Source organism: Bacteroides neonati (assembly GCF_000499785.1).
Classification (GTDB): Bacteria; Bacteroidota; Bacteroidia; order Bacteroidales; family Bacteroidaceae; genus Bacteroides; species Bacteroides neonati.
In genome coordinates, this window is record NZ_HG726028.1 from 100888 (window position 1) to 125402 (window position 24515).

Below are 24515 nucleotides of genomic sequence, written 5' to 3' on the forward strand. Positions count from 1 at the left end.
GGTTTCGTCTATTTCCTTTTTAGTACAAATACCGGTAGGAAGATAAACACAGCAACGATAGACATCAATAGCCCACCAATAGTACCTGCCGCCAATGGAAACCAGAAAGCCTCTTTGTCTGTTCCCACCATAAAAGGGATAAAACCTAGAATAGTGGAAACGACCGTTAGGAAAATTGGGATCACCTTTGCATTCCAAGCCTTGGTATATGCGCGTCTTGAGCTCATTCGGGGCAAACGTCTGCGAATGGAATTGTACTCATTCAGTATATAAATACTGGCATTCACCGTGATACCGCAAAGCAACACAAACGCGGCAAAACCTCCTTGGTCAAAATTAAGTTTGAACCAATAAAAGGTAAGAAACACTCCGATATACGACACCGGAATAACTCCGATAATAGCCAATGGTTGCTTCAATGAGTTAAATAAAATACTGGTTGTAAAGAATATGATGGCGATAACAACCAGCAATAGCAAGTATTGTTTATTATCCTTTTGCCCCCACGACCAATTCTGGCTATCCGACTCGGCACTATACCCCATAGGCAGAAGGGTGTTAAACTCTTCTAAATCACGTTTCAGTATTTTATTACCTTGCTCGGAAGATCCGATATACTCGTATTGCAAACACAACCGGTATTGCTGATTTTCTTTGGCTACCTGCTGGGGCATCTGCCCTTTCTCGACAGTTGCCAAACCCGATAATTTATGTTGCTTATCCGTTGTGCCATAAGGAAAATACTGCATGGCCCATATATCATACTCGTGAGACTGTTTCGAAGAGAGCTTGATCTTCTCTACTCCATTCTCGGCCACGACCGCACCAATCTCCATATTCTTACCATAGATCGGTCGCATCAGGCTAAATAACGTATTGGCTTCAATATCTTCCTGTGCCATTCGTTCTTTGTTCAGCTGAAAGTAAAACTCTTGATAATCATCCTTCCACCAAGAGAATTCGGAGTTGATGGCTACCTCTTTGATTCGTCTGTGCGTCAACAGTTTCTCTTTCAACCGCTCGGCCCATTGATACAGTTCGTCGTAGTTATAACCATACATCTTCACCCGAAATGAACCGGCCCCTTCGCGCACATCATTACTGAACCCTTGGTCTTGCAAGCCATAAACGCCCCAACTACCACCTCCCAATTGAAGTGCTTTGCTGATAATGTTCGCTTTCAGGGTATAAGGGAAGCCGCTGTTTTGATGTTCTTTCTTAAAGGTAATACTGATATTGCCACGGCGTGCACTGTAAACCGATGTTTGAAACTGCTTTATTTCACTAAACTCACTCAGATACGTTTCCATCTTTTTCACCAGTGTATTCATTTGCTCCAACGTGCTTCCATTGGGCAGATTGGCATTGGCATACAATACGACCTCTTCATTGCGCGTAAAGTAGCTTCCTTCATATACTTTCTGCACAAACAGCCTTAAACTGCCTCCCAAGGCTTTATCAACGATCGGTTTTACCTTTTCTTTATAAGTAGACGACCCGATTGTTTTATTGTAGAGTGCTACCATCTCTCCCTCACCTTCGAGCTTCTCGGGTAGTAGAAATACAGGCAAACCGAACAAAAGTAGTAGCAGTATGCACACGGCAAACCGCCACCGACAAAGAATACCGATCAACCAGCCATAGAACCGGGTAAAATAAACGGGAAACCGCCGTATAAATCGTCGCATAGCTGCTACCCACCGCTTGTGGCTAAACCGTCGTTTCCTTTTCCTCAGCCCCATCTTATCAATCATAGCCGGTACAAAGAACAGGGCTACAAATAAGGAGACAATCAAATTGATAATCACTACGGCAGCAAAATCCTGTAAGTTCAGGCGTATCTTCTCATCCAGGAAAAAGATAATTACTAATGCGCCTACCGTGGTTAGTGTGGCTGCCAGTATAGAGAGAAAGGCCTTTCGGTTCTTTCGATGCAACAAATGATCGGCCATCATAATCGTATTGTCGAGTATCAAATTGAGTGATACGGTAATACCTGCCAACGAATAAAGCTGCATCTCCAAACCAAACAGATAGTAAAAGATCACGGCAATGGCCAGATTGATGCTCAGACTCACTACGATAAGGAAAAGATAGCGTGCGTTGAGCGTAATAATCAGTACAAATAAAAGTAGAATGAGTACGGTAAGCCCCGTACGCAAGTAAATTTTATCGAGTTCTTCATGAATAAATTCGGTTGCGTCATAATTGGCATGTATCTCATATCCGGCCGGAAGCACTCGTTGCAATTGGTCTATCTCCTGTTTGACTTGCTTACTTAACTGAAGTTGATTGGCTGTTTCCTCGGCAGTCAGCGACAGATAGATGGAATTGAGACCATTGATACGGTAATAGCTTTGTGGCTCTTCCTCAACACGTGTTACCTGTACCAGCTCGTTCAGTCGAATGACTCGCCCATCCGTTACTTTAACGGCTATGTCCGCTGCATCGAACTCATTGGTTTGACTGGTCGGTACCAAAGCCAAGCGTATCCACTGCTTCGTACCTGCCCCCGACTCTGTATCATAAGTACCCAGAAACTCCTTCTGGTAGTAGCGACTCACTGCCTGTTGAATCTCACTTATGCTGACACCTAAGTGGCGCAACTGCTCACTATCATACTCTAGCCTCCACTCCATCGGAGTGGCACCGTTCAGCTCAATCTTATAAATACCCGGTATCTGTGCCAATCGGGTTTTGATATGTTCTTCGGCATACTGCTGAATCAGGATCGGTGTAGAAGGTGCATTCAAAGTAAACGACATGAAAGGACGCGAAGCATTTTCATCGGGACGTTTCATTTGAATATAAGGATAGGTCACCCCATCGGGTAGCAACGGCCAAGTCTGCCGGATGATTGTAGATGCCTCGAAACGCACTACATCCGGACGGGCATGCTTATCGAGTTCAATCGTTATGTTTCCCCACCCATTGCCCGAGGTAGAATATATATTTCGGATACCTTTGATACGAGCCAACATAGCCTCTAGTTTGCTGGTAGCTTCCATCTCTACTACACGTGCCGAATTGCCCGGCATACCGAAGCGGACCGTAAAGCCGGGTAACGTACGAGAAGGGTTCAGCTTAACAGGAAGCAGGGGTATCAATGCCAACCCTACCAAGGCTACGCAGATAAAGGCTACAATCAATGTAAAGGACGAAGCTTTCATCTCACCAACCTTCCTCCGTTAAAATCAAACTTATCGACCAACGAAACGCCCGTTGCAAAATCGTGCAAGGTTAGTTTTCGTATCTTATAATAATTCAGCCAATAGTTTTGCAACGACAAGATGTAGTTGCGCTGCGCCTCTTGCTGCCTGTTGAGCGAAAGGGTGAGGCTGTTGATATCGGCCTTACCGATGATAAATCGTTGCCGGGTTTCATTATAAGCCAATATCGAGAGGTCGAGTGCCTCTTCCGCACTCGAAATTAAACTCTGCTGAATATTAAAATCGTTCACCGTCATAATGACCTCTTCTTCCATGCTTACTTCATCTTGCCGCGAAGAGATCTTAACGATGTTGAGATTGTTGCGGGCCATGTTGTATTTCCCTTTACGCACGCCCCAATCAATCAATGGAATGGCAAGGCTGATCGATACCAAGTCTTGTTGCATGGGTTTATGATAGACATCTCCAAAGCTATTGGCCACTTGATTGAATCCGATACTGGCATTCACACTGGCATTGAAGCGCGACTCCTTCTTCGTTTTATCTACCGTTTGTTCGGCTTCCAACACTTGTTGCTTCAATCCGAGTAATTTAGGGTTGTTATCACGCCCCCATGCTACAGCCTCATCGACAGGTATCATTATCTCTCCCGGGCGGGATGGCAATTCCAGCTCAATGATCGTATTTTTATCCAAGTTCAAGAAAGAAGCCAAAGAGAACATAGCGCGCTTCAAGGCACTCGCTTTATGTTGCAGGGTGTTGCGTGCATTGACCACATCCAACTTCAGTGTCAACAAGTCGGCTTGCGAAATGGCAGCAATCTTATGTCGTTGTACTCCAATCCGATAAAGCCTATCGCTCGAAACACTGTTTTCTTTCGCCAAATTATACTCTGCCTGTGCCATAGCCAATCCAAAGAAATAAGTAGTAGCCTGCTCCGATACCTGTTCTGCGTTGTAGATAAACTCCTTCTTCACCTTTTCGTATTTCAACGGTTCGATGCGCCGCTCCCACTTAAAGGCATTATAGCCTACCAAACTTTGCGCATAACCCAGTCGCACCGGCACACTGGTAAATTGAGTAGTAGCCCGCTCTCCGAAGCTACGCATATAGCCCAGTTCGGAATCTACAAAGAACGTACCTCCAGTGAGGTCGAAGTTCTGCCGTATGGCCAGATTGCCGCGAGCATAAAATGACTGTTGGCTCCGGTAGATATCGAGATTCTGTTCCGAATCATAACGTTTGGTAATATCGCGGTTATACTGAGCAGGCGTCATGTTCAACGTCAAACTCGGTAACCGATTTGCCTTATACGTGCGATACTGCCAGTAACCGGACAGATACATATTTTGTTTTCTGAACGATTCCAACGAACTATCATTTGCCAGCACAATGGTTTCCTGCAAATCAAGTTTTATCCGTTGTTGTGCCTGCATCATCAGGCAGCAGCACAAGGCTGCCCCTATTATTCCGTATCTTTTCTTCATAACATCTCTTTTTTTCTATAAATAAACCAATACAATAGCGGGATGATAAACAGACTCACCGCAGTTCCGACGACCATCGTACCAATCATCGCTATGGAGAGGGGCTTTTGCAGTTCCGAACCCATATCGAACGAGAACAACAGTGGCACCATAGCAAAAATGGTGGTCAACGAGGTCATTATAATAGGTCTCAACCGCCTTTTACCAGCTTCATGAATGGCTTCGAGTAGTGGTACTCCCTGTTTGCGGAGTTCGTTGATGGCATCCAGTTTCAAGATGGAGTCGTTGATTACGATACCACACGTCACAATCAAGCCAATGGCCGACATCAAGTTCAATGTATGCCCGCATAGCCACAAGAGCAGTAATGCAAAGGCTACATCGATGGGAATCTCGACCAACACCAACAGCGGTTGCAGAAAGCTCTCGAACTGTGCTGCCAGAATGAAGTACATGAGCAGAAGCGATACGAACAGAATCACCACCAGCTCATCCATCATCTTCCGATTCGAAAAGAAGCTGCCCGAAAAGCCCGTATCCCACTTGCCTGTAGCATTGATCTCTGTTTTCACTTGGTTCATCAATGCCTCGGGCGCCGTTACATCATAGAATTTAAACGGTATATACTCTCCGTTTCGTCCGGCGGTGATACTCTTCAAGTCTTCGGCAGGTCTTACCTGTAGTAGTTCGCTAAGCGGTATGTGGTTCACCTGTCCGCCAGCACCGGGTTGCGTCTGTATCAAGGTTTCCTGCAACACCCGGTTGACGGTTTTCTCATCACCGGCAATATTGATAGGCAAGTACTGCTGATAGGAATGTAGCATGGCCACACTGTTCTCCTTAAAAGCTGTTTTCAGTATGCGATACAGTTCATCGTACGATACTCCGTACAGTAGCAGTTTCTCCTTATTGATGCTCATGTCCAATTGGTTCTCGAAAGCAATACCGGTAGGAGAAATACCTGCCTGTCGGGCAAGCATTTGCTCCAATATACGTAAAGAATCGGCTTGAGGAGCATGGTTCTTATCACGGGCATAAAGTTCGGCGACTATATCGGGTTCTCCCGTTACAAAGAGTTTTTCAAATACCGTTTCGGGAGGTGAGAATGAAACTACAGCGGTAGGATAGTTCTGTTTCAACCATTGAAAAACCTCCTTTTGCAAAGGAGTCACCTCGTTGGCTGTCTCCGTCTTAAAATACAACTCGGCCTCGGATGATGATAATTCCTGTTCTCTGTTGAGAATAAAATCCTGTTGTCCCACCGAAGCAGTTTGCTCAACGGTACTCCCCTTCAGCTCCCTGAACAAGTTATCTACCCGTCGTTGATTCTCTGCCACATGAATATTCTCGTTCCACTCAATACGACTAATCAACTCGTTCTCATCAATCTCCGGCATTCGTTCCTTATCAATGAAGAAAAAGAAGAAAACACAAAGCGGCAATGATATCAAGCAAAAGGCAACACTCAGCACTTTGTGTCTGAACACCCAATTGACTCCACTGTCATAAAAGCGGTCGAGTGTATGCTCTTTAATCGGATTATAGTTTTTCACAGAGAAAATCTTCCACCTCCTCGTTCGTATGCCTGTGCGGTATACCAGCATATAAAGCACGGGCAGCAGCATGATCCCCGTAAAATAAGAGACCAGCAAGCCCACCGTTACCGCAAAAGCCTGATCAAAAAAGATGGCTCCCGCAATACCGCTCATAAACACCAGAGGAATGAATACGGAGATCGTTGTTAACGAAGAACTCAACATGGGGGTTATTACTTCGCTTGTACCCGCCACACAGGCTCTTCGCAGCGAATACCCTTTCTCCCTGTATTGCGAAATATTTTCGGTCACGATAATCGAACTATCGATCATCATTCCCAATGCTAGAATGAGCCCCGATAACGAGATGATATTGAGCGACATCTTAAAGAAGTAGAAGAAGAGAAAGCTAATTACAATGGATACCACCATGCTCAGTCCGATGATAAGCGGCGATTTTATATCGCCTAGAAAGAGCACAGCTACGATACAGATAAAGAGAAATCCTAACGATAGGTTTTGTTTTAGGTTCGAGATGGTAAAATCTAACAATTCCGTCTGGTTGCGACTCACACTGAATTCAATATTGGGATATATCCGCTTGAAGTAATCCATTGTTTGTGTGAGGGCCTCCTTCATATTGTCCATATTCTCATCGGCCTGCTTTATGATAGCCAGCGTTACCGCCCGCTTACCGTTAGAGACCGATACTCCTTTCTCCTTTGCAGGTACAATGGCCACTTTGCAAAACTCTTTCAGTTGAATGATGCGCCCTTCTTTGCGAATATAGATATTCTCCACATCCTCTGCCGTACGCAATAAGGTAGAGAACTTGATGTTATATTCGTAATACCCATCGCGCACGGTCATGCTGCCGGGCTCTACATTATTCTGCGCCAATGCTGTTTCAATATCTTTAATCGACAATCCCAACATGGATAATCGATCGGCATCGGGTACTATTTGCAGTTGACGTTCAATCATTCCCGTGACATCTACCATAGCTACCTCGGGAAGTTGTTCGATGCGTCGCTTAATCACCGACTCCGAGAACTCACAGAGATTCAAAAAAGCCTGTTGGTCGGTTGTACCATACGCACTGTCACTCTTCAGTGTCAGGTTCAGGTAAAAGACCGGTATATCCGTGGCACTCGCCTTGATTACCTTCGGCCTGTCTGCGCCTTTGGGCAAATAATTCATAGCCGCATCGATCTTCTCATTGACTTCGATAAACGCCAGATCGGTATTCGTTCCATAGTCAAACTTCAACCGGATGATACCCGTTCCGTCACGCGTTTCGCTTGTCATGTCTTTGAGACTTGCCACTTGAATGAGTTGTTGCCGAATGGGTTTTACGATTGTGTTTTCGAGTTCGCGTGCCGATGTATGAGTAGCAGATACCTGAACCGTTATTTCCGGAATAGCGATATCGGGTAGCAGTGATATCGGCAAGGTAAAATAAGTCAGCAGCCCCACAATAAAGCAAGCTGTGAATGCCATCAGTACCGCGATGGGCCGTTGTATTAGAAATTTAATCATAGGTGTGTTACAGGTTAGTGGGTTGTACCTTTGCTTCGTGTGCCAGGTTGAGGTTTCCTGTTACAATCACCGTATCTCCCTCCAATAGTCCGTCGGTTACTCCGGTATCGGCTTTATTCGAGACTACATATTGTGTTGCATTTTCCAACCCCGTATGTACATAGTTCCACATCGATTTTCCATTTTTGAGTGTAAACACCACTTGTTTGCCCGAACGTAGCACCACCGCACTTTTAGGTATTACCAACTGACTGCCCAACGATCTGCGCACACTCACCCTCACATTCATTCCGCTAAACAGCTTTCCTTTTCCATTCACTCGTGCACGTACCTTTACCATGCCTTTATCATCGACCAGCGGATTTATTTCCGATACACTGCCTTCATACATCTCTTGTGCATTCGCATAAGGCGTAATCACTACTTTATCTCCTTTTTGGATGAGTGCCAATTCATTCTCGAGCACTGTAAAGTCGGCTTCCATTCCCTGTGTATCTACAATGGTACAGAACACATCGGCAGTCGAAGCTATATTGTGCGGTTTGGCAAACAAGTTGGCTACCGTACCATCAAACGGCGCCACGAGCGTAGCATGTTCTTCTTCGTATTTTGCCAGTTCATATTGTATCTTACTTTGGTCGTATCCGCTCTTCACTTTGGCCAGTTGCATGGTTTCAGCAGGGACTTTGGTTGCCTCATCCATCGAGTAGCCTTGTCCAATCAACACGTCCTGCAACTCCAATCGTGCTTTTTCGAGCCCGTCTTTTGCTTGCGCCAATTTATTGCTCAGCCTAAATTTGTCTAACTCCGCCAGCTTTTGTCCACGCTGTACCCGATCACCATTCTTCACATAGATATGAGCTACCACTTCGCTACTGGCAAAGCGCAGATCGGCCAGCCCCCGTGCTGTTACCTTGCCGTTGCTCACCAGTTCGTGATGAAAAGGTTGCTTTTTTAGGGTTACAACTGCAACCTCATTCTTTGCGTCAGGCAGTACTGTAGATACTCCGGCTTCTGTTGTCTCTCCTTTTTTATTCTCTGAACAGGATGTCAGCATAGCCAATGATAGGCATAGCAGATAGATTTTGGTATGTGTCTTCATTCTATTTTATATTTACTATTTTAATTTTTCTTTTATCAATTCAAGATACAAATCGGTAAACAATTCTCCATTCTTAATTGGAAAGAATACAGATGTCATATTTCCAGTTGAGTTTACAAAAGCAAAATAACGTTGCTCAAGTCCTGTCTCCCGATGAATAGGAAACCGCCATTTATAGAACAAAATATTCTCATGACTAAAATGAGCCAATTTATTATTTAATAAAATGGCGTTACTTCGACTCAAATGATAAGTCGGAAGCATAAAAACATTATCCTTCCCTATATTTGATCTCATTAATGCCTTTATATCTTCATTTATACATTCATCACACATATCCTCAGAAAACCGATAAATTAGTTTATTTTTATAAGGATGAAGGCCTCCTTCTAAGGAATCAATAGATACGCCAACATTCACACTCATGTGGTTTATTAATCTTTTCAAATTTTCTCTTGACTGTTCTTGGAGTAAAGATAACCGTAGAGTACACTCTTTTATTTGGGCTTGTTTATAAGCGCCAAACAGTATTAGAGCAATAATACATATATTTAGCCCCAATATCCAATGGTTATTCTTTATATTCATAATATAGAATTAGAGGATTCGAGTCTTCATTAAGTGTAACCAATTGCTCTTGATTAACCAAACGTTCTGACAAAGTATTTCCCATTAAAGCAAAATGTTTCATTTCCTGCAAATTGTCTGGGTTGACACAATAATAAACACCTTGTTCATCAGCTCCCAAGAAAACAGGACTTTGGTAATTCATAGGTATTTTTTTAAATAATAGGTCATCTTTAGTCCTATCAAAAACAGAAACAGTATTCGATATTTTATTATATTGTATGCTATATCTTATCTGTTTACTATAACTTAAATGCAACGTATTTCTATACTCGAAGATTTCGTCTATCTTATAAATCTTATTCTCCTTTTTGAACCGTCGTATCAAGCGCATATAATCATTGCCTCTAGCAATAGGGTCAATAGAGAGATTGATATCTTGCTGCAAATCTTCTTTTTGGATAACATCTTTACTCTTTATAGTAAGATATGGTGCAATAATACCATCATTAATGCACATAATAGAATCCATAAATCCTAGTATAAATAAATCTGTGTGTTGATTTACATAATAAAATGCATTCACATGAAAGAATCCACCTTTCCAGCCTCTATTGTATTGGGCAACATCCATCCATTGATCAACTAAACCTCCGGTAGATGTATCTATTTGTTGTAACAAAAAGTATGAATCTTTACTTACTTTAGGGTCAAAGGAAACATTGGTAGCATACAAACGACCACTATTAAATAATATCCGATCAAAATATATATTTCTAGCTAGTTTAGTAGAAGTTAAATATAAACCTGATGCCAAATCATATTTGTGCAACTCTTTTTGATAAGAATCATAAATATAAATTTCATTATCAATGCAATTAACAGCAAAATCATCGCATGACATGTATTCAGACGGTGCAATGCCTATACTTCCTATTTTACGAATAAAATCTCCATTCTTATTAAAAACATATACTCCTTTAGCTATATTTTTATCCAAAATAAAGAGATTATCTCCATACGTCTGCATTTTATCTATATTCCCAAGTAGAGTCTTATCATTTTTCAGAATTACAGCCTTAACTGATTTAAAGACATCGGAAGTACGTAATTCTTTAACTGACAAAACAGTATCAAGATCTATTATAAACCCAGTTCCACTAGTTAATTTGCTCCTTCTCTCCGTAGCACAAGAGCATAGAAGGAGACATAATAGTAACAACAGTTTCCGAAAGAGTTTTTCATATCCCATAAGGCATCTATTTACAGGATTTTACTCCAACATTATCAGTTTTTCCTATTTCAACACCATTACAATCATAATAATAATGAACACTTCCACTATTGCAAATACCAGAGCCACTTCCTTCACAGCTGTAAGTCATTGTGATTCTAATAGTTTGTTCCCGTCTATCACATTTCTGAGTCATTTCACTATAGGAGACACTAGTTCTACAGTTTTCATCTCCACCAGCTTCTCCCCCACCTTCTCCAAAAGCCTGAGCTTCTATATTGGCTAAGGTCAAAGTGCTATTCACTTGAAGCATAGTACCTTTCAAAGCAGCAAAGCCAATCAGAATAAATAATAAAATTACAAATAAAACTCTTTTCATAATACTCTACATTTAATGTGTCTTTAATCAATATAGCCCTTATCTCAAATACCCACATCTTTAAGCAATTTCTTCATTTCTTCTCTCATCTCCTTTACTGCAGTGGATTGTACTTTCGGTTCTTTCGTCAGCACCACAGTTGCCATCTGTTTTATTTTCTCCGGTTGGTAGAATGTAGGCTCAGCATAGAGTTTTGCCAACAAATAGTATGGATAAATCCGCCCCGGTAGCAGATTGACAGATCGCTTTAACCACCCCTCGGCACTTGCATACCGTCCTTGCAGTTGCTCGTTTTTGGCTATGATATTAAATATCATCGGATCACAACTTCGGGTAGCCGCTTCTTTCAATATTTTATTCGAGGCCTCGTACTCGTTGAGTTTATGCAGGCAATGCCCATATTCAAACAAAAATGTGGGTCTTGTTTTGAGTTCGGGATATAGCTTGGTGTATTGTGCCTTTGCTCCGTCATAGGCTCCGGAGTGGTAAAGTATCCGGCTACGTGCCCACTCGTTGGAAGCCTCGTACCCATTCTGTCTATAATATACGGTGGCAGCAAGCCCAATCACTAATGCAAATACCCCCAATGCGATCCGCGAACGTCCTACTACACAAGCTGCTAGTAGAAAAGCAAATGTAATGATAAAAATCGGCAATTGCATTGGATAGGAAGAAAAAGCAAACACCAGCAATGAAAAAACTGCACTACACGTACCGACTCTTCCTTGTGCAATACCTCGCCACAAACAAAATCCAATAAAAAGTAATACACACAACAACACCGGTATACCATGTTCCACCGCTAGTTGCAGGTATTCATTAAAGGCATATTCGGGACTACCTGCCACCAGCTCTTCCTGTTCCGAATAGCCTCCTTTGGCAAAGTAAGCCTCTTGTGCCGTACCGTAAGCTTCGGCAAAACGTCCTTGTCCATAACCCGTAATCGGTTGTTGTGCAATAGCCTTACAGCTTATCTTCCACATAAATAGCCGACCGTTTGCCGAGTCTTTTTTGAGGTAAAACGTACCTCCCATAGCCAACAGCACACAGAACAGAGCAAGCACACACAAACCGACCATCCGCTTGGGATGCTCTTTCCAGAGCCGTTTGCATTTGCTTAACCACCCGCAGTGCATCCCCCATACCCAAAGGCTCGAAAGAAAAGTAGCCAACCAAGCCGATCGACTCATTCCCGCAGGTAGCACACACAGAATCAACACCATCGTGCTACCGGCTATGTAGAGCTGCCCTGTTTCGAACCACATCCGTTTACTCTTCTCTTTCAGCCTCAGCCATTCGCTCAAACAAAGTGGAAACACCATGGCCAGATATCCAGAATAGGGTCCGGGGTTAAAGAAACTTCCGGTCATCTTATATAACGAATGATTGGAATAAGAAAATCCATATAACTGACGTATGCCCACAAATGCCTCCCAAGCTCCCAAAAGAATAAGCACCCAGACTACAGCTAGGTAAAAATCAACAGATAGGTTACGTTCTTTGGAATAGACAATGAACGCAAGATAGACAGATACGGTAAACAGTATCCCGGTTTTGGCAAACCAATCCCATTGCGCAGCCATCTCTCCGGCAGGCAACCCGGTATTCTCTACACAAACACCCCCAAGCACCAAAGCTATGGCTATAACCACTAAACTATATGCAAGATAGGTTCTAAGTTCTATTATTTTTTTCATTGGCTTTATTTAAAAGTTAGAATTATAGATTCAAAAATGATCTAATTTAATCTTTTCTATAATACAGTCTGTACTAAACGCATACAGAAAATTATCCGGAGATACACAGATAGAGCGATAGCACTTGTTTGGTAAAGTATATAATCCCACCATTTTCATAGAGGGCATAAGAGATATTTTCAATAATGTATTTGTTTTATAGCTATCTACAAAAGTAGAATATAACAAATAAAGATTCTCTCTTTCTATATATGCATCCTCAATGGATACATAATAAGAATTTTCAATAGAATGAGAATTTATAAAATTTATATTTCTTTTAATCAACTCAACTTCCGAAAAGTCATAACACTCAAACACTTTTTTATTATTCAAATCATATTTTTCCACTATAAACTTATTATCAGAAACAGCATATAGAAAATTTCCTTCTTGTAATAGCTCACGATTATTTCTTAAACGGGTTTGCTTTCCCGATTCAAAAGCCGTTAATTCCCCCCAATATTCAAAACTCGAGTTTGAGTTTTGAATACGAACCGATAATATTGAAGAAGAATCAGTAACACTAGGAATGTATAGTTCGTTCTGTTTCTTTGCAAACCGTTCGTCAAGTCCTGAAGGTAATTTGTATTGAGTAATATATTGATTGTTATTAAAGAGTTTAATACTTCCACTCCCCCCATCCAACAGATACAAGGTATCTTTATCCATATAAAACTTCAATGGCATTTGAAAATCCTCAGGTCCATCACCAATTCTACCTATCATTTCAATTGTTTGTAAAGTAGAGTCTAAGATAGCTATATCTCTCCGTTTTGAATCAAGCAAATAGACCTTTCCATTATAGAATTGCATACATTGAATTTGAGAAAAATAAGACGAATCTGGATACATATCAATAGCTTTAACCACCGTACAATCTAGCTTAGGAGTTGCTGATTCCAAGCAAGAGTTGAAAAATACGGCAAACAAACCGTATATCACAAAACAAAGAATATTTTTTTTCATTTTTATTAGTTAGAATTAGAGACATATTATTCTAATTGATTTGCTGGCTTTATTTTTTCTTCTTAAGTTTGGATTGGGTTTTCTTGCTTTCAACCCAGTTTATACTTATTTATCATTTAACACAAACACTTGTTCTCCGTCTTCTATATAAAAGACTTGCTCATCTCTTCCACGCGACAAGTTAGTAAGCCACAACAATGCATTGACAGGAACATTCTCATAAACCAACTGAGCCTCGACTGCCGTTTTTCGACCTAACGACACCCAACCATGCGCACCATTCTGATAATACAATTCATACTCATCGCCCTGATAGATAAAATTGCCATCGGTATGCGGTGTATAGACCATCTTCTTTATCGATTGAGGCCGACCTAAATCAAAAATCACATTCGCACCTTTCATAGCCGAGGTATAATAGGTTAAATGCTCCCCATCGATCATTTTAGCCACTTTAGCCCGGTCTTTATCCAAATGAATATCGCTTGCACTGTATACCTTCATCTCTATCTTTTCATCCGGTGCAGATGCAGTGTAAAACGAGAGTTCGGCCATGTCAATCGGCTCATCGGGTGCAGATGAATATCGGATATAGCGGTAAGGAGCAGCCGAACATAGCGATACCACGTTGTTATCCATATACGGATAAGGCACAGATGTAATGGTATGCAGCAGCTCCGCACGCTGAAAGGTCGGCGTAGAAGAACCTTCTATACAAGTTCCTTTTACCGACTTTAAAGAAGCCTCTATTTTTCGTCGAAGTGCATATTTACGTCGCAACGTTACTCGCTCTGTTTTTTGTTGATCGGGCCGGAAGGAGCGTACCCCCGAAGCAGTGAGTTGAAAGGGATACCCCACTGCCCTTACACGTCTATCTTTACTGCTCAAAGGTATAAAGGTTACGTCCGGTTCAATATTGCGTATCGTTGCCTTCCCGTTATGATGTTCGGCTACATCTACGGGGTACCACCCCTCTTTTCTGAATACAGCCGGATATACAAATTCGCCACATAACCGGCTATCAACTTCTATCTCCGATGTATTTTTACCAAAATACTCATGCGTCACATCCTTTACATATCCGTTTCGCAGAGACGCAGGAGTTTCTTCCGAAGCGAAAAGACCTTTGAGCTTTTCTTTTTGCAGTCCATAGCACAAACGATACACCTTCCCTTTCTTTCTTCCATCCGTTCCGCCTCGTTGTACTTTCGTATCCAGAAGCCAGAAAGGTATATTTATTCCGGTGGTATCCTGCAATACATTCCAATAATGGGCATACCGATTGACCGGAGAGTACAAATACGCATCAATAGCCACCGGAAATCCTAGAGCACGCATTACATAAACAGTGAAATCACTCACTTCCTTGCAACCTCCTATCGGGTTGTTCAGCAAAAAGGTAGCACCCAAAGCCGGTAAATTAAAGCTTAGATTGTATTTCCAAGTAATTTTCTTCAATGCCCCATACAATGAGTCGGTAGCCACTACCGGATCATTGCCTTGATACAAAGAGTCCAACAGAGCCGAGAAACGGTCATAATAAGTTCTTCGCCAGTTCTCCAATGGTTCGTCTGCCAGTCGATAAGGCAGAATAAATTCGCAAAAGTCATTAAAAGAGACCGACCGCCCCCATGGTTTACCTTTCCACACAGAAAATGCCAAATCAATATTATCGATCAGAAAGGCTGCTTTAATCACTTTTGCATCGTAAACCCGAATCAGTTCTTTGGGAGAGAATCCCTTCCATTTGTTTTTTTGCTCATCGGTCAAGAATCCCTTTTTAATGATTTCGGCTTTGACAGCCTTTACACTATCCAACCGTTCACCCTCATAACTAAAGTAACGAGGCATATTTTCGATCAAAAACCGGGCAGCATTATACTTCTCGCCACTGTCTTTGTAATGCTCCAATACCTGTTCGAGTTCCGATCGGTTATCACCGGCAAACTCCAACGCAGCATCAAGCCGCCTATTAGCAGAAGAGCAACAACCGGACAAAATCAAGGTTCCTAATAACAGTATATTAATCGTTTGCTTCATAACAAGTATCGATCCCCTATCTATTAAAATATCGTTTTTTTATTTCATCCAAATAAATATCGGTATAATTAGAAAAGCTCTTCTCTGGAATAAATAGATGTGACACCTTACCTTTAAATAGAATAAAATAGCACACATACAGAGAATTATCAATTTCTAATCCCAACTTTTCAGCACCAAGATTCATTATTTTTTTTTCATCAAAATGCTTCTTCGTATTAAATCCGGAAGCTAAAAAAAGTATCTGATTGTTTTTTTCAAAATCGGGAAAACTCTCCTTTATTTTATTAGTGGCAAAATCGACACAACCACCACAAGATTGTGAAGAGAAACTGCAAATCAATATGGGCACATCACTATTTACTGTTTGCAATTGCACAGACAAGTCATTATTCAATATAGATTCGCGTACATTATCTTCCATATACATTCTCTCCATCAGAAGATGAGATTCGTTCGACGTATCCTGCTCTGTTCTATTACTCAACAAAAAAAACAAGATTAGTACAACTACCATAAAAGTAAGCACCACAATTACAAACTCTCCGGTTTTCAATATTTTATTTTCCATCATTTAAAGGTATATTTTATTATAATTGGATTATCATCAGGTTGAACTGCATCATACCTCTGTTTATTCTCAATATTAAGTGTATTGGGATTAACCGCAATATCCAACTCTGACGGACTTGCATAAAAATAGACAGCAGTCTCGTCCATGGAAAGAGGAAAACAAACTCCTCCTTCTTTAAAGGTATTAAAAACAAAATGCCTCCCATTTGCCTTATCAATGATTAAGTGATGTATTTTCTTTCTTAATCTAAAACTGGTTATGTAGTATTTCGAGTTCTCTCCATACGATAAAAAAGAAGTGGCATAGTTTGCTCCAACTGTACTCTGATGCTTTACATAGAACTCAATAGGTTCTTCTTTAAGAGTAGAAATATCAAAATTATAATCCATAAAATCCCAGAAGTATCGAGGTGTCAACTCTCCGTCTTGACCCATCGAAAAAACATCTCCATTGTAACTTTGTACAAAACAAACCGTATCTGCATATACATAAAACGGACTGTATGAATGATGATAAGGTGTATTAAAAAATATAAATTCGGGGATACTATAGGTTTCGGAAACAATTTTGTCTTCTTTTCGATCATAAATCAGCAGCTTTTTCTCTTCTTTTTTCCGTGTACTAAAAAACAAATATCTATCAGGAGCCATATTGGCAAAGTAGCTTACAGCACGAATATAAGAGGGTACTTTTATGGTATGTTTATAAGTAACTCCCAAACTGTCATATACATTTATATAACCTGCAGCAGACATGAGTTCCAAATTACCATCAAAACGATTGAATCCGAAATCATATAAAAGGGTATATTCTTCGGGGCCATTACCATACTTATCTATTTTTCTGAGATACTTACCCTGAGAATCAAACACGACTATAGCGTCTTGCTTATAATCTAAAACATAGAACAAGCCTTTATTTACTACTATCTTTCTGAGTGGATTTCCTAATACAGACGCTTTAGTCGTTTCCAAAGGGATAATCTCCATAGCCGAAAACAACTCATACATTGACAACTCCTGCTTTTGGTCTAAATCAATACGTTCCCTTTTGCAGTCCTCATATATAGGCTGCAAACCTGGAGATTTACAGGCGTATAAAGACAATACGCACAAAGTGGATATTATAAGCCGCTTTACTCCAATTTTATGATATTCATTCAACATATATTCTGATTTTATATAAAATAATGATTCAATCGCGCTTAACGCTTACAATGGCTATACTTAAATAACCATTGTAAGCATAAAGTGTCAACACATTACGATTTTTGATGTCTATACCCACCTATAGCAGTGCAGAAGTTGACAAGACCCACATAGAATGAGCTACAATAGTCGCTTTGATACCCTGTAGGATTACAGTAAAAATAACACACTCCATATAACCCATTCTGATAGCCCATTTTGAAACATCTGCCTGAGGACCCGGAATCACAAGTAATATCTACCTCAGGTAACATTTCTCCATATGCCAACATTTCCACATTAGCTAATGCCAAATCAGACAGATGAACGGCCCGCTGTGATTGATAAATATTGTAGCTTGCAAATATTGCAACTACAGCAACAAATAGTATTGCAAAAGATTTCTTTCCCATTTCTTTTTCTTTTTATGGGTTAGTATTCTATTAGTTAACTCTTTTTATCCGTATATATCCTTTCAACGGAAAAGCAAATAGATTTGCCACCTTCATTTTTTCTTCTTAAGTTTGCATCGGATCTCCCTCCTTTCGTGTTGAGGTTTTCCAGGAGCGGAAGTCGTTATATTTTAGACAGATTGGCACTATCCGCTCCTTTCAAACCTGTTTATACTTTTCTTGCTTTAACAGAAACAACTGCTTACATCACTTCTCCATAAACATTTGCTTGCTGTCTTTTATAGGCACCAGTATATGTATTCGTTGTATCTTCATCTTTCCTATTCTATCCTTTTCCCTATTCTGTTCCATCTCATACGGCTCGTATCCGGTTCTTTCGACTTCCACACAAACGAGGCCTTTCCAACGATAAACTCTTCGGGCAGCAATCCCCAATAGCGAGAGTCTTGCGAGTTCACTGTTTTATCTCCCGCCATAAAGTAATAGTTCCGGCAGAAGCGGTAGGTCTTAATCTCCTTGTCTCCCAAAAAGAAAGCTCCCTCTCTGCAAATCAATTTCTGTTTTTGTTCCCATTCAATGAGGTTCTTGTACAAAACAGTATTGGTTCGGTTCATCATTATTTCTGCTCCCTGCTTGGGGATATACATCGGACCAAACTCCTGAATATCCCAGCCAATAATCGAGTCGTAAGGGTATCCCTTCAAAATAGACTCTAAGGGCAAAGATTCCCGGTCTGAAACAAGCCTTCTGTACAATTCTTGTTGACTCGTTGTTTTTCCTAAGGGCATCTCGACTCCACGCACTCTATACTGAGCTTTTCGTATTTCGAACGTATCACCGGGCAGTGCAATGCAACGCTTCACGTAATACTTCATCACATCGAAACCAATGCTATCCCAACGTGCCGGATAAGGAAAGTTAAACACCACCACATCATTTCGTTCAATCTCTCCTATTCCCGGTAGGCGGCGGATCTTTATCTCTTTTTTATCTATTGCATCCAATACATTAAAAAGTCGCGCTCCATAGCTTAGCTTATTGACGATAATAAAGTCTCCGGCTATCAATCCCGGCTCCATGGAGTCCGAAGGTATTTTGAAAGAGGTAAAGCAGAACACCTGCATCACACTCCACAGCAGAAACAATCCACCTGCCCAGCAGAACAAGGTCAATCCCTTATCCAGTACCCGATCTACTATTCGTTTCCACTTTACACCCTTCATACGCATCAATCTTTTTCTATTCATTCGATTTCAATTTTGCAACCATCGTTTTCAGATTAATCCATCCAATTCTAAATAAGCAAACTGCATCTCATCATCGAACCCCATAATGAGACGATGATTCTCCTCATCATAACAAAAATCGCTTATATGGTATTCAGTTTCTAAGGTTTTGATATAATCACCATTGAGATCAAAAACTAGAAGTTTAGTTGGTAAATTTGATTTGATTTCACCATTCACGCCCTTTATGAACGTTTCTTTACCGGAATAAGCCGCCACAATCCTATCACCGCAAAAAACACTCGCCTCATAATGACTAATCCTACCTCTTTCGCTATCCCACTCCGGACCATAGATGTTATGTTTTAGTTCTCCATCAAGCGTACAAATACTCATTAAGTCGTGATAAGAATAGCACTCAACATATAGCCCATGTTCCACGGAGATAGCAAAGGACATACGCTTTTTTTTAATATCAGGATGCTCATACTTCATAAGAACTATTTCTCCTGTAGCCATGTTCCATTTGGCAACAGAAGGCTTAAAATTATTATTCCCGATGGGTTCAATGATACGACCTATGCATAGAGAATCATTTATATACACATAATCATCAGGGAACTGTCGTTCGTTCATTTCCACTTTCACTTGTGGCGTATAGAATGGGTCAGCCAATACGCTGTCTAAGTTAAAACTAAAAATCTTTAGCTTCCCATGATCTGATACATAGAACTCACGACGACTCTCATTAACTCCTATATGCCCCATAATAGTGATTTCATTGGGACCTTGCCCCATATCAGCAACGCTACGCAAATAGCTAAAATTTTCTTTATCGAAGATATGTATTTTTTTATCTACAGATCGGGAGTCGCCTATGAGTAAGTACTTATCCATTAAATAGAAACGTGAAACACCACCTATCAAAACATCATTTATAACGATCTCATTTACTTTATCACGCACATTGATGATGTTGTCGCGCTTATTTTGATGCTTCTCTACATTAGAGGTCTGCGAACAACCCCAGCAAAAGGCACATAGCAATAGATACAACGATTTATTCATGAAATGCAGGTCGTTCAATCGATATTTTAGCAATTGGTTAAGTCTCATAGTATATCTTCTTTAAAGTTTATCGAGCATTTCCCTTAATCGAGAGCTTCACGGGCGAAGCCTCAGCATTGCAATGCACCGATATCGTTTTATTAAAATGTTCGGGATGATCGGCTTTATAGCGAACTTTCAGTTCCGTGCTTTTCCCGGGTGGTAAGGGAGCTTTATCATAAACCACAGAGGTGCAACCGCAAGAGGTAACCGCATCGATAATCACCAACGGATGATTGCCCGTATTGGTGAGTTCAAAGCTTCCCGTTTGCTCTTGCCTCCAATCGAACTCACCCATATCCAGCATCGCTATAGGGCACACTACGGTTGTTTGCATCCTTGCCGTCTTTTGGGGAGCCTTATCTCCCATAATGATTTGGAGATACAACTCTTTCACTTTCGGGTTTTGAATAGGATTGCCTATGGCAACTACTTTGTTCTCTTTATCAAGCAGAAAGGTTTGAAACATCATATCGGACGGGAAATGATTTAGTTTATTGAACGAATCAGTTTCGTCGATGCAAACAGGGTGTGTAAAGCGATCTCGCTTTAAGAGATAAGTTAACTCCTTCTCATTCTTGGGATATAAGAAAAATAACACAGACGTATTTCCGATCGAATCCAATTCGTTTATTAACTCTTTCCACTGAGGCAATTTAAGTTTGCAACCGGTGCAGCCGATAGAGTCGACATACGTCATAACCGTATACTCATTTTTAAACAAGTAATTCGTATCGTTTCCCAATGAGGTAAACTCCATATCATTGGGAAAGACAATTTCCTTACCGCTCCATTCGCTTACCAAGCGATTGATTCTGTCTTTGTCTGTCTCCTTGCAAGAGAAGAGACAACACATCATTAATAAAAATAATAATTTCCTCATCGTAATTTATCTTTATTTACTAAACCTATTCTTCACTCCGTAATCAAAACAACAAAGCCTCAATCAGCCCTGTTATTTCAGCCGAATGGATAGTAAGATTGGGTTTTGATCTTCATCATTACTTTTAAACATCTTATTTAACAATACATTATCTTCGTTGCTTAATCTCTCACTTGCATATGCAAAGATTTCGGAAGGCGATAAAACGACCATAAGATCACCATTTCTTTGCATAAACATTTTCAGGTCGTTCAGTTCAATCGGATACCCAAACAACCGGACATCATCTTTAATTCCTTTAAACAGATGGCTTTTATTCTCTCTGCCTTTGGGAACTAGAGCCATATAACACTGTCCTAACTTATAAAAAGAGAACAAATATGATGTGGGATTCTCAGCAAACAAGCTGCTGCCATACGCATAGCCATTCTTCGATACGTTCTGAAAGAAGTCCATTATATCACGGTATTCTCTATTAAAAAAGGAAGTAGGAATATTATTATTCGCTATATCCATATAAAAAGCCGGAGATAGGCCAGTGTGAGGAGACAACTTATAGATGGTATCATTAAACTGCTGAAAAAAATACGAACAAGTATCTCCACCACCTCCGGAGAAATAGTTATCAGACTTCACGTGCATATATTTACTCTTGCGCGAATCAATCTCTAAGAACGATGCTGATATTTTATGGGTTGATAAATCCAACTGCTGCAACTGCCTATTATTACTGCCTTCAGTTTCGTTTCCTACATATAAAAAAATTGTATTTTCGCCTGCCAAGCGTATATTACTTACCCAGCAGTCAAAATCGATCTTATCGAGCAGATTATTCTCTGCTCCATATTTATACAAACGTCTATCGCTGCGGCTTAGCACAAAAACATTACCTGCTGCATCTACTTCAAAATCGGATATGTTAGTATATTGATCCGGACCTGCACCCGATTTAGACAACGTGGCAATCAAGCCTCCATTTTGATTGTATTTATAGACCCTTGATCTATCGGCCACATAGACTAAACTATCTTGTTGAATCACCCTAACAATAGCGTCAATTAATGCATTATCATTCGTTTCGAGAGAAATATAGTGTACGTCCGAAGCTATCTCCGACAGTTTTTCATGGTCAGAGACAGGTTCCAGCGGCACCGATAAAGATTCAACTATTCTGTTATCTTCCAGCTTTTTGTTATCGCACGAACACAATAACAACAAAGATAATAGACAAATCAGGTTTTCTTTCATTATGCATTTTATTTAAATTAGCACTACAGTAATCAAAAATAATAATTTATCAACAATGGTGTATAGACAAAACATTATTTTACAAATTATTATGATTTATCATATATAAAAACATCTTGAATAATCGCAAGCCGTAGAGAGTCATTCCAGAGACTATCCAGCTTATCACTAAACATTCTACACCGTTTATGATTCGTCACATATAAATCATTCCGAAACACAAAGAAACAGATAGGCTTAGTGCAATGCAACGTCAGAAGTGTTGAGAAGCTAAGACTCCGCTTTAATGCGTCCTTAGGTAATAAAAATATCAAACTACTGCATAGCAAAAGAAACAAGTTCTGATTCCGGACTACCCGCCACAGCAAAAATCTTATGCCTTGCTTCATCGACTACAAAATCGATGATTGGTACATCAAGAGAGTACTTAACAATGGGTTCCCCCTCCATCGAAAAGACATAAAGGTTTTTAGAGTAAGAATAATGCTCTTTATCACGCTTTTCTTTTCCCGAATATAAAGCATAAATTCTTTCTTGCGTGGCTCTCACTTTCAAATAAGCCCTACTACTTTCGGGTGATTTAATCAACACAGAATTCTGCATGGATTTTTCCTCGTCAAATTTAAAATCAAGATTTTCTTTAGGTCCCTTCAGTAATTTAATCAACTGTCCGTCGGTGTTATAAATTTCGATAACATCTAAGTATCTTCCGACAAGTATCATTTTTTTCTGATCTGGCGTAACCGTTAAATGGGTCGAAAAGATATCAGACAAAACAGCAGGGGGAAAAGACTCTTTAAAATGAAACTTTGGGTTAAACACCGAATTGATGATTTTACCTTTAGAAGTGTAAAAGCTAAAACGCTCTTTATATTGGAAAAGGTTATTTGCAACAAAACCTTTTTGTATCCATTGTGGGTCATTAACTCCCATATAGGATAATGATTTAAAATCTACAACTCTTTTATCTGTATTCGCTTTTTTATTGAATATATCACCAAAGTCATTTCCGATCCATTTCTGACTAGTTATATCATACGCCCAAAAGTAATCATTTGAGAATGTTATATCATCTACAGATAAAACTTCGTTTGGTCCATTACCCCTGTGGAATAAAGAACCCTGATACGCCCCATTATCAGCCGAAAATACACGAACAATAAAACCATCCGAATAAGCCGCGTCGACTGAGAACAACACAGAATCATGCAATGCAATTCTAACTGGTCTATGTACCATAGAGTCATTCAACAAAGTACTTCGGATTTCTTTTACGTTAGCAAACTCCTTATCTGTAAAAGAATAGTCAATATCATCAATTTCTATTAAACTATTAGACGTCGTATTCCAACAAGATGTAAGAATCAGAAAAAAACAATAAAAAAAATAATTCTTCATAGTATATATATTCAAATTTTGGCTAAGAATAAATATCCATCCATTCTTAGCCAATTATCAATAAAATAAAGTATTAACACTCATCTTGATCTGATAAAATATCTCCAGAAGACAGTTTACACTCATCACCTGGATCAGGGCAACACTTAACACCGCCGCCTTCACCACTAGCCAACGCTTCCACATTCGCCAACGCCAAGTCCGACATAGTTACTGTTCCTTGTGACTGATATATATTATAGCCTGCAAACGTTGCAGCTACAGCGACTATCAGGGTCGCAAAAAATTTCTTACTCATAATTTATTTGTTTATGAGATTAATAATCGTTTAATTATTAGTTCGTGACTCTCTTTCGGGAAGTCACTTCTTCCGTAGAAAAAGAAAACGCTGCATTCGCTCGTTCTAAATCTTAAAATAATTACCTTTGTGTTTGAGAAACCTCCTTTCTTTTGGTTTTTCGGGAGTGGGCGATCTTCTGTTTTAGACCGACATAGATCGCTCCATTCCTTTTTTATTCGTCAGTTAACTTTGTTAACACATAAAGCCATAACCTTGGCTTACATACCTTATCAGACATAATAGGACAATCAACAGAGCGGAACCGAAAGTGACTCTTCAGAACGTTTTCATAATATCTGTGTTTTAATGTTTAACACAAATCTAAGGAAAATATCCAATAAAGCATCCTTTTTCGCGTTACAAAGCGTTACAGCTTAGCAA

The 24515-nt window shown here is 40.2% G+C and carries 19 protein-coding genes; all 19 read right to left on the bottom strand.

Annotated elements, in window-relative coordinates; genetic code table 11:
- Positions 1-8: 8 nt before the first annotated feature.
- Positions 9-3170, bottom strand: coding sequence for an efflux RND transporter permease subunit (locus TY03_RS19945; RefSeq protein ID WP_042373214.1), 3162 nt, complete (start codon positions 3168-3170; stop codon positions 9-11).
- Positions 3167-4657 carry a TolC family protein gene (locus tag TY03_RS19950; RefSeq protein WP_042373216.1) on the bottom strand — a complete coding sequence of 497 codons (1491 nt, stop codon included), beginning with the start codon at positions 4655-4657 and terminating at the stop codon, positions 3167-3169. The genes TY03_RS19945 and TY03_RS19950 overlap by 4 nt, the downstream gene beginning before the upstream one ends.
- Complete coding sequence (locus TY03_RS19955; protein ID WP_042373218.1) at positions 4654-7731, bottom strand: efflux RND transporter permease subunit; 3078 nt, start codon at positions 7729-7731, stop codon at positions 4654-4656. The genes TY03_RS19950 and TY03_RS19955 overlap by 4 nt, the downstream gene beginning before the upstream one ends.
- Positions 7732-7738: 7 nt before the next feature.
- A complete protein-coding gene (locus tag TY03_RS19960) occupies positions 7739-8833 on the bottom strand; it encodes an efflux RND transporter periplasmic adaptor subunit (protein ID WP_042373220.1) in 1095 nt (364 codons plus the stop codon).
- A 15-nt stretch (positions 8834-8848) separates the two neighbouring features.
- Positions 8849-9421 carry a hypothetical protein gene (locus tag TY03_RS22260; protein ID WP_081713142.1) on the bottom strand — a complete coding sequence of 191 codons (573 nt, stop codon included), beginning with the start codon at positions 9419-9421 and terminating at the stop codon, positions 8849-8851.
- Positions 9405-10652, bottom strand: coding sequence for a 6-bladed beta-propeller (locus tag TY03_RS19970; protein ID WP_042373222.1), 1248 nt, complete (start codon positions 10650-10652; stop codon positions 9405-9407). Before TY03_RS19970 ends, TY03_RS22260 begins: the two co-directional genes overlap by 17 nt.
- A 7-nt stretch (positions 10653-10659) precedes the next feature.
- Complete coding sequence (locus TY03_RS19975; protein WP_042373224.1) at positions 10660-11013, bottom strand: hypothetical protein; 354 nt, start codon at positions 11011-11013, stop codon at positions 10660-10662.
- A 44-nt stretch (positions 11014-11057) separates the two neighbouring features.
- Complete coding sequence (locus tag TY03_RS19980; protein ID WP_042373226.1) at positions 11058-12710, bottom strand: O-antigen ligase family protein; 1653 nt, start codon at positions 12708-12710, stop codon at positions 11058-11060.
- A 30-nt stretch (positions 12711-12740) separates the two neighbouring features.
- Positions 12741-13718 carry a 6-bladed beta-propeller gene (locus TY03_RS19985; RefSeq protein ID WP_042373228.1) on the bottom strand — a complete coding sequence of 326 codons (978 nt, stop codon included), beginning with the start codon at positions 13716-13718 and terminating at the stop codon, positions 12741-12743.
- A 105-nt stretch (positions 13719-13823) separates the two neighbouring features.
- On the bottom strand, positions 13824-15758 hold the full coding sequence (locus tag TY03_RS19990; protein WP_042373229.1) for a hypothetical protein: 1935 nt from the start codon (positions 15756-15758) through the stop codon (positions 13824-13826).
- Between the two features lie 16 nt (positions 15759-15774).
- Positions 15775-16332, bottom strand: a complete 558-nt coding sequence (locus TY03_RS19995; protein WP_148335736.1) for a hypothetical protein — start codon at positions 16330-16332, stop codon at positions 15775-15777.
- Entirely contained in the window at positions 16329-17498 is a 1170-nt protein-coding gene (locus tag TY03_RS20000; protein ID WP_081713143.1) for a 6-bladed beta-propeller, read from the bottom strand. Before TY03_RS20000 ends, TY03_RS19995 begins: the two co-directional genes overlap by 4 nt.
- A gap of 95 nt (positions 17499-17593) precedes the next feature.
- Positions 17594-17932, bottom strand: coding sequence for an NVEALA domain-containing protein (locus TY03_RS23085; protein ID WP_074434217.1), 339 nt, complete (start codon positions 17930-17932; stop codon positions 17594-17596).
- 320 nt (positions 17933-18252) lie between these two features.
- Positions 18253-19179 (bottom strand): signal peptidase I, encoded by a 927-nt coding sequence (gene lepB / locus TY03_RS20005; RefSeq protein WP_230202011.1) that lies wholly within the window; start codon positions 19177-19179, stop codon positions 18253-18255.
- A gap of 27 nt (positions 19180-19206) precedes the next feature.
- Positions 19207-20226 carry a 6-bladed beta-propeller gene (locus TY03_RS20010; RefSeq protein WP_042373234.1) on the bottom strand — a complete coding sequence of 340 codons (1020 nt, stop codon included), beginning with the start codon at positions 20224-20226 and terminating at the stop codon, positions 19207-19209.
- Positions 20227-20293: 67 nt separating this feature from the next.
- The gene (locus TY03_RS20015; protein WP_042373236.1) at positions 20294-21148 is read right to left on the bottom strand and encodes a DUF1573 domain-containing protein; all 855 of its coding nucleotides are present in this window, start codon (positions 21146-21148) and stop codon (positions 20294-20296) included.
- A gap of 72 nt (positions 21149-21220) precedes the next feature.
- Complete coding sequence (locus TY03_RS20020; protein WP_042373238.1) at positions 21221-22396, bottom strand: 6-bladed beta-propeller; 1176 nt, start codon at positions 22394-22396, stop codon at positions 21221-21223.
- A gap of 315 nt (positions 22397-22711) precedes the next feature.
- On the bottom strand, positions 22712-23794 hold the full coding sequence (locus tag TY03_RS20025) for a BF3164 family lipoprotein (protein WP_042373240.1): 1083 nt from the start codon (positions 23792-23794) through the stop codon (positions 22712-22714).
- 73 nt (positions 23795-23867) lie between these two features.
- Positions 23868-24092 carry an NVEALA domain-containing protein gene (locus TY03_RS20030; RefSeq protein ID WP_042373242.1) on the bottom strand — a complete coding sequence of 75 codons (225 nt, stop codon included), beginning with the start codon at positions 24090-24092 and terminating at the stop codon, positions 23868-23870.
- Positions 24093-24515 lie beyond the last annotated feature (423 nt).

Excerpts from the sequence above, each read along its gene's own strand:
- TY03_RS20025 (WP_042373240.1), bottom strand. The coding sequence starts at position 23,794 with ATGAAGAATTATTTTTTTTATTGTTTTTTTCTGATTCTTACATCTTGT.
- TY03_RS19990 (WP_042373229.1), bottom strand. The coding sequence starts at position 15,758 with ATGAAGCAAACGATTAATATACTGTTATTAGGAACCTTGATTTTGTCC.
- TY03_RS19945 (WP_042373214.1), bottom strand. The coding sequence starts at position 3,170 with ATGAAAGCTTCGTCCTTTACATTGATTGTAGCCTTTATCTGCGTAGCC.
- TY03_RS19950 (WP_042373216.1), bottom strand. The coding sequence starts at position 4,657 with ATGAAGAAAAGATACGGAATAATAGGGGCAGCCTTGTGCTGCTGCCTG.
- TY03_RS19985 (WP_042373228.1), bottom strand. The coding sequence starts at position 13,718 with ATGAAAAAAAATATTCTTTGTTTTGTGATATACGGTTTGTTTGCCGTA.
- TY03_RS22260 (WP_081713142.1), bottom strand. The coding sequence starts at position 9,421 with ATGAATATAAAGAATAACCATTGGATATTGGGGCTAAATATATGTATT.
- TY03_RS19955 (WP_042373218.1), bottom strand. The coding sequence starts at position 7,731 with ATGATTAAATTTCTAATACAACGGCCCATCGCGGTACTGATGGCATTC.
- lepB (WP_230202011.1), bottom strand. The coding sequence starts at position 19,179 with ATGAATAGAAAAAGATTGATGCGTATGAAGGGTGTAAAGTGGAAACGA.
- TY03_RS19995 (WP_148335736.1), bottom strand. The coding sequence starts at position 16,332 with ATGATGGAAAATAAAATATTGAAAACCGGAGAGTTTGTAATTGTGGTG.
- TY03_RS20030 (WP_042373242.1), bottom strand. The coding sequence starts at position 24,092 with ATGAGTAAGAAATTTTTTGCGACCCTGATAGTCGCTGTAGCTGCAACG.
- TY03_RS19970 (WP_042373222.1), bottom strand. The coding sequence starts at position 10,652 with ATGGGATATGAAAAACTCTTTCGGAAACTGTTGTTACTATTATGTCTC.
- TY03_RS19960 (WP_042373220.1), bottom strand. The coding sequence starts at position 8,833 with ATGAAGACACATACCAAAATCTATCTGCTATGCCTATCATTGGCTATG.
- TY03_RS20015 (WP_042373236.1), bottom strand. The coding sequence starts at position 21,148 with ATGAGGAAATTATTATTTTTATTAATGATGTGTTGTCTCTTCTCTTGC.
- TY03_RS23085 (WP_074434217.1), bottom strand. The coding sequence starts at position 17,932 with ATGGGAAAGAAATCTTTTGCAATACTATTTGTTGCTGTAGTTGCAATA.
- TY03_RS20010 (WP_042373234.1), bottom strand. The coding sequence starts at position 20,226 with ATGAATAAATCGTTGTATCTATTGCTATGTGCCTTTTGCTGGGGTTGT.
- TY03_RS19975 (WP_042373224.1), bottom strand. The coding sequence starts at position 11,013 with ATGAAAAGAGTTTTATTTGTAATTTTATTATTTATTCTGATTGGCTTT.
- TY03_RS20020 (WP_042373238.1), bottom strand. The coding sequence starts at position 22,396 with ATGAAAGAAAACCTGATTTGTCTATTATCTTTGTTGTTATTGTGTTCG.
- TY03_RS19980 (WP_042373226.1), bottom strand. The coding sequence starts at position 12,710 with ATGAAAAAAATAATAGAACTTAGAACCTATCTTGCATATAGTTTAGTG.
- TY03_RS20000 (WP_081713143.1), bottom strand. The coding sequence starts at position 17,498 with ATGTTGAATGAATATCATAAAATTGGAGTAAAGCGGCTTATAATATCC.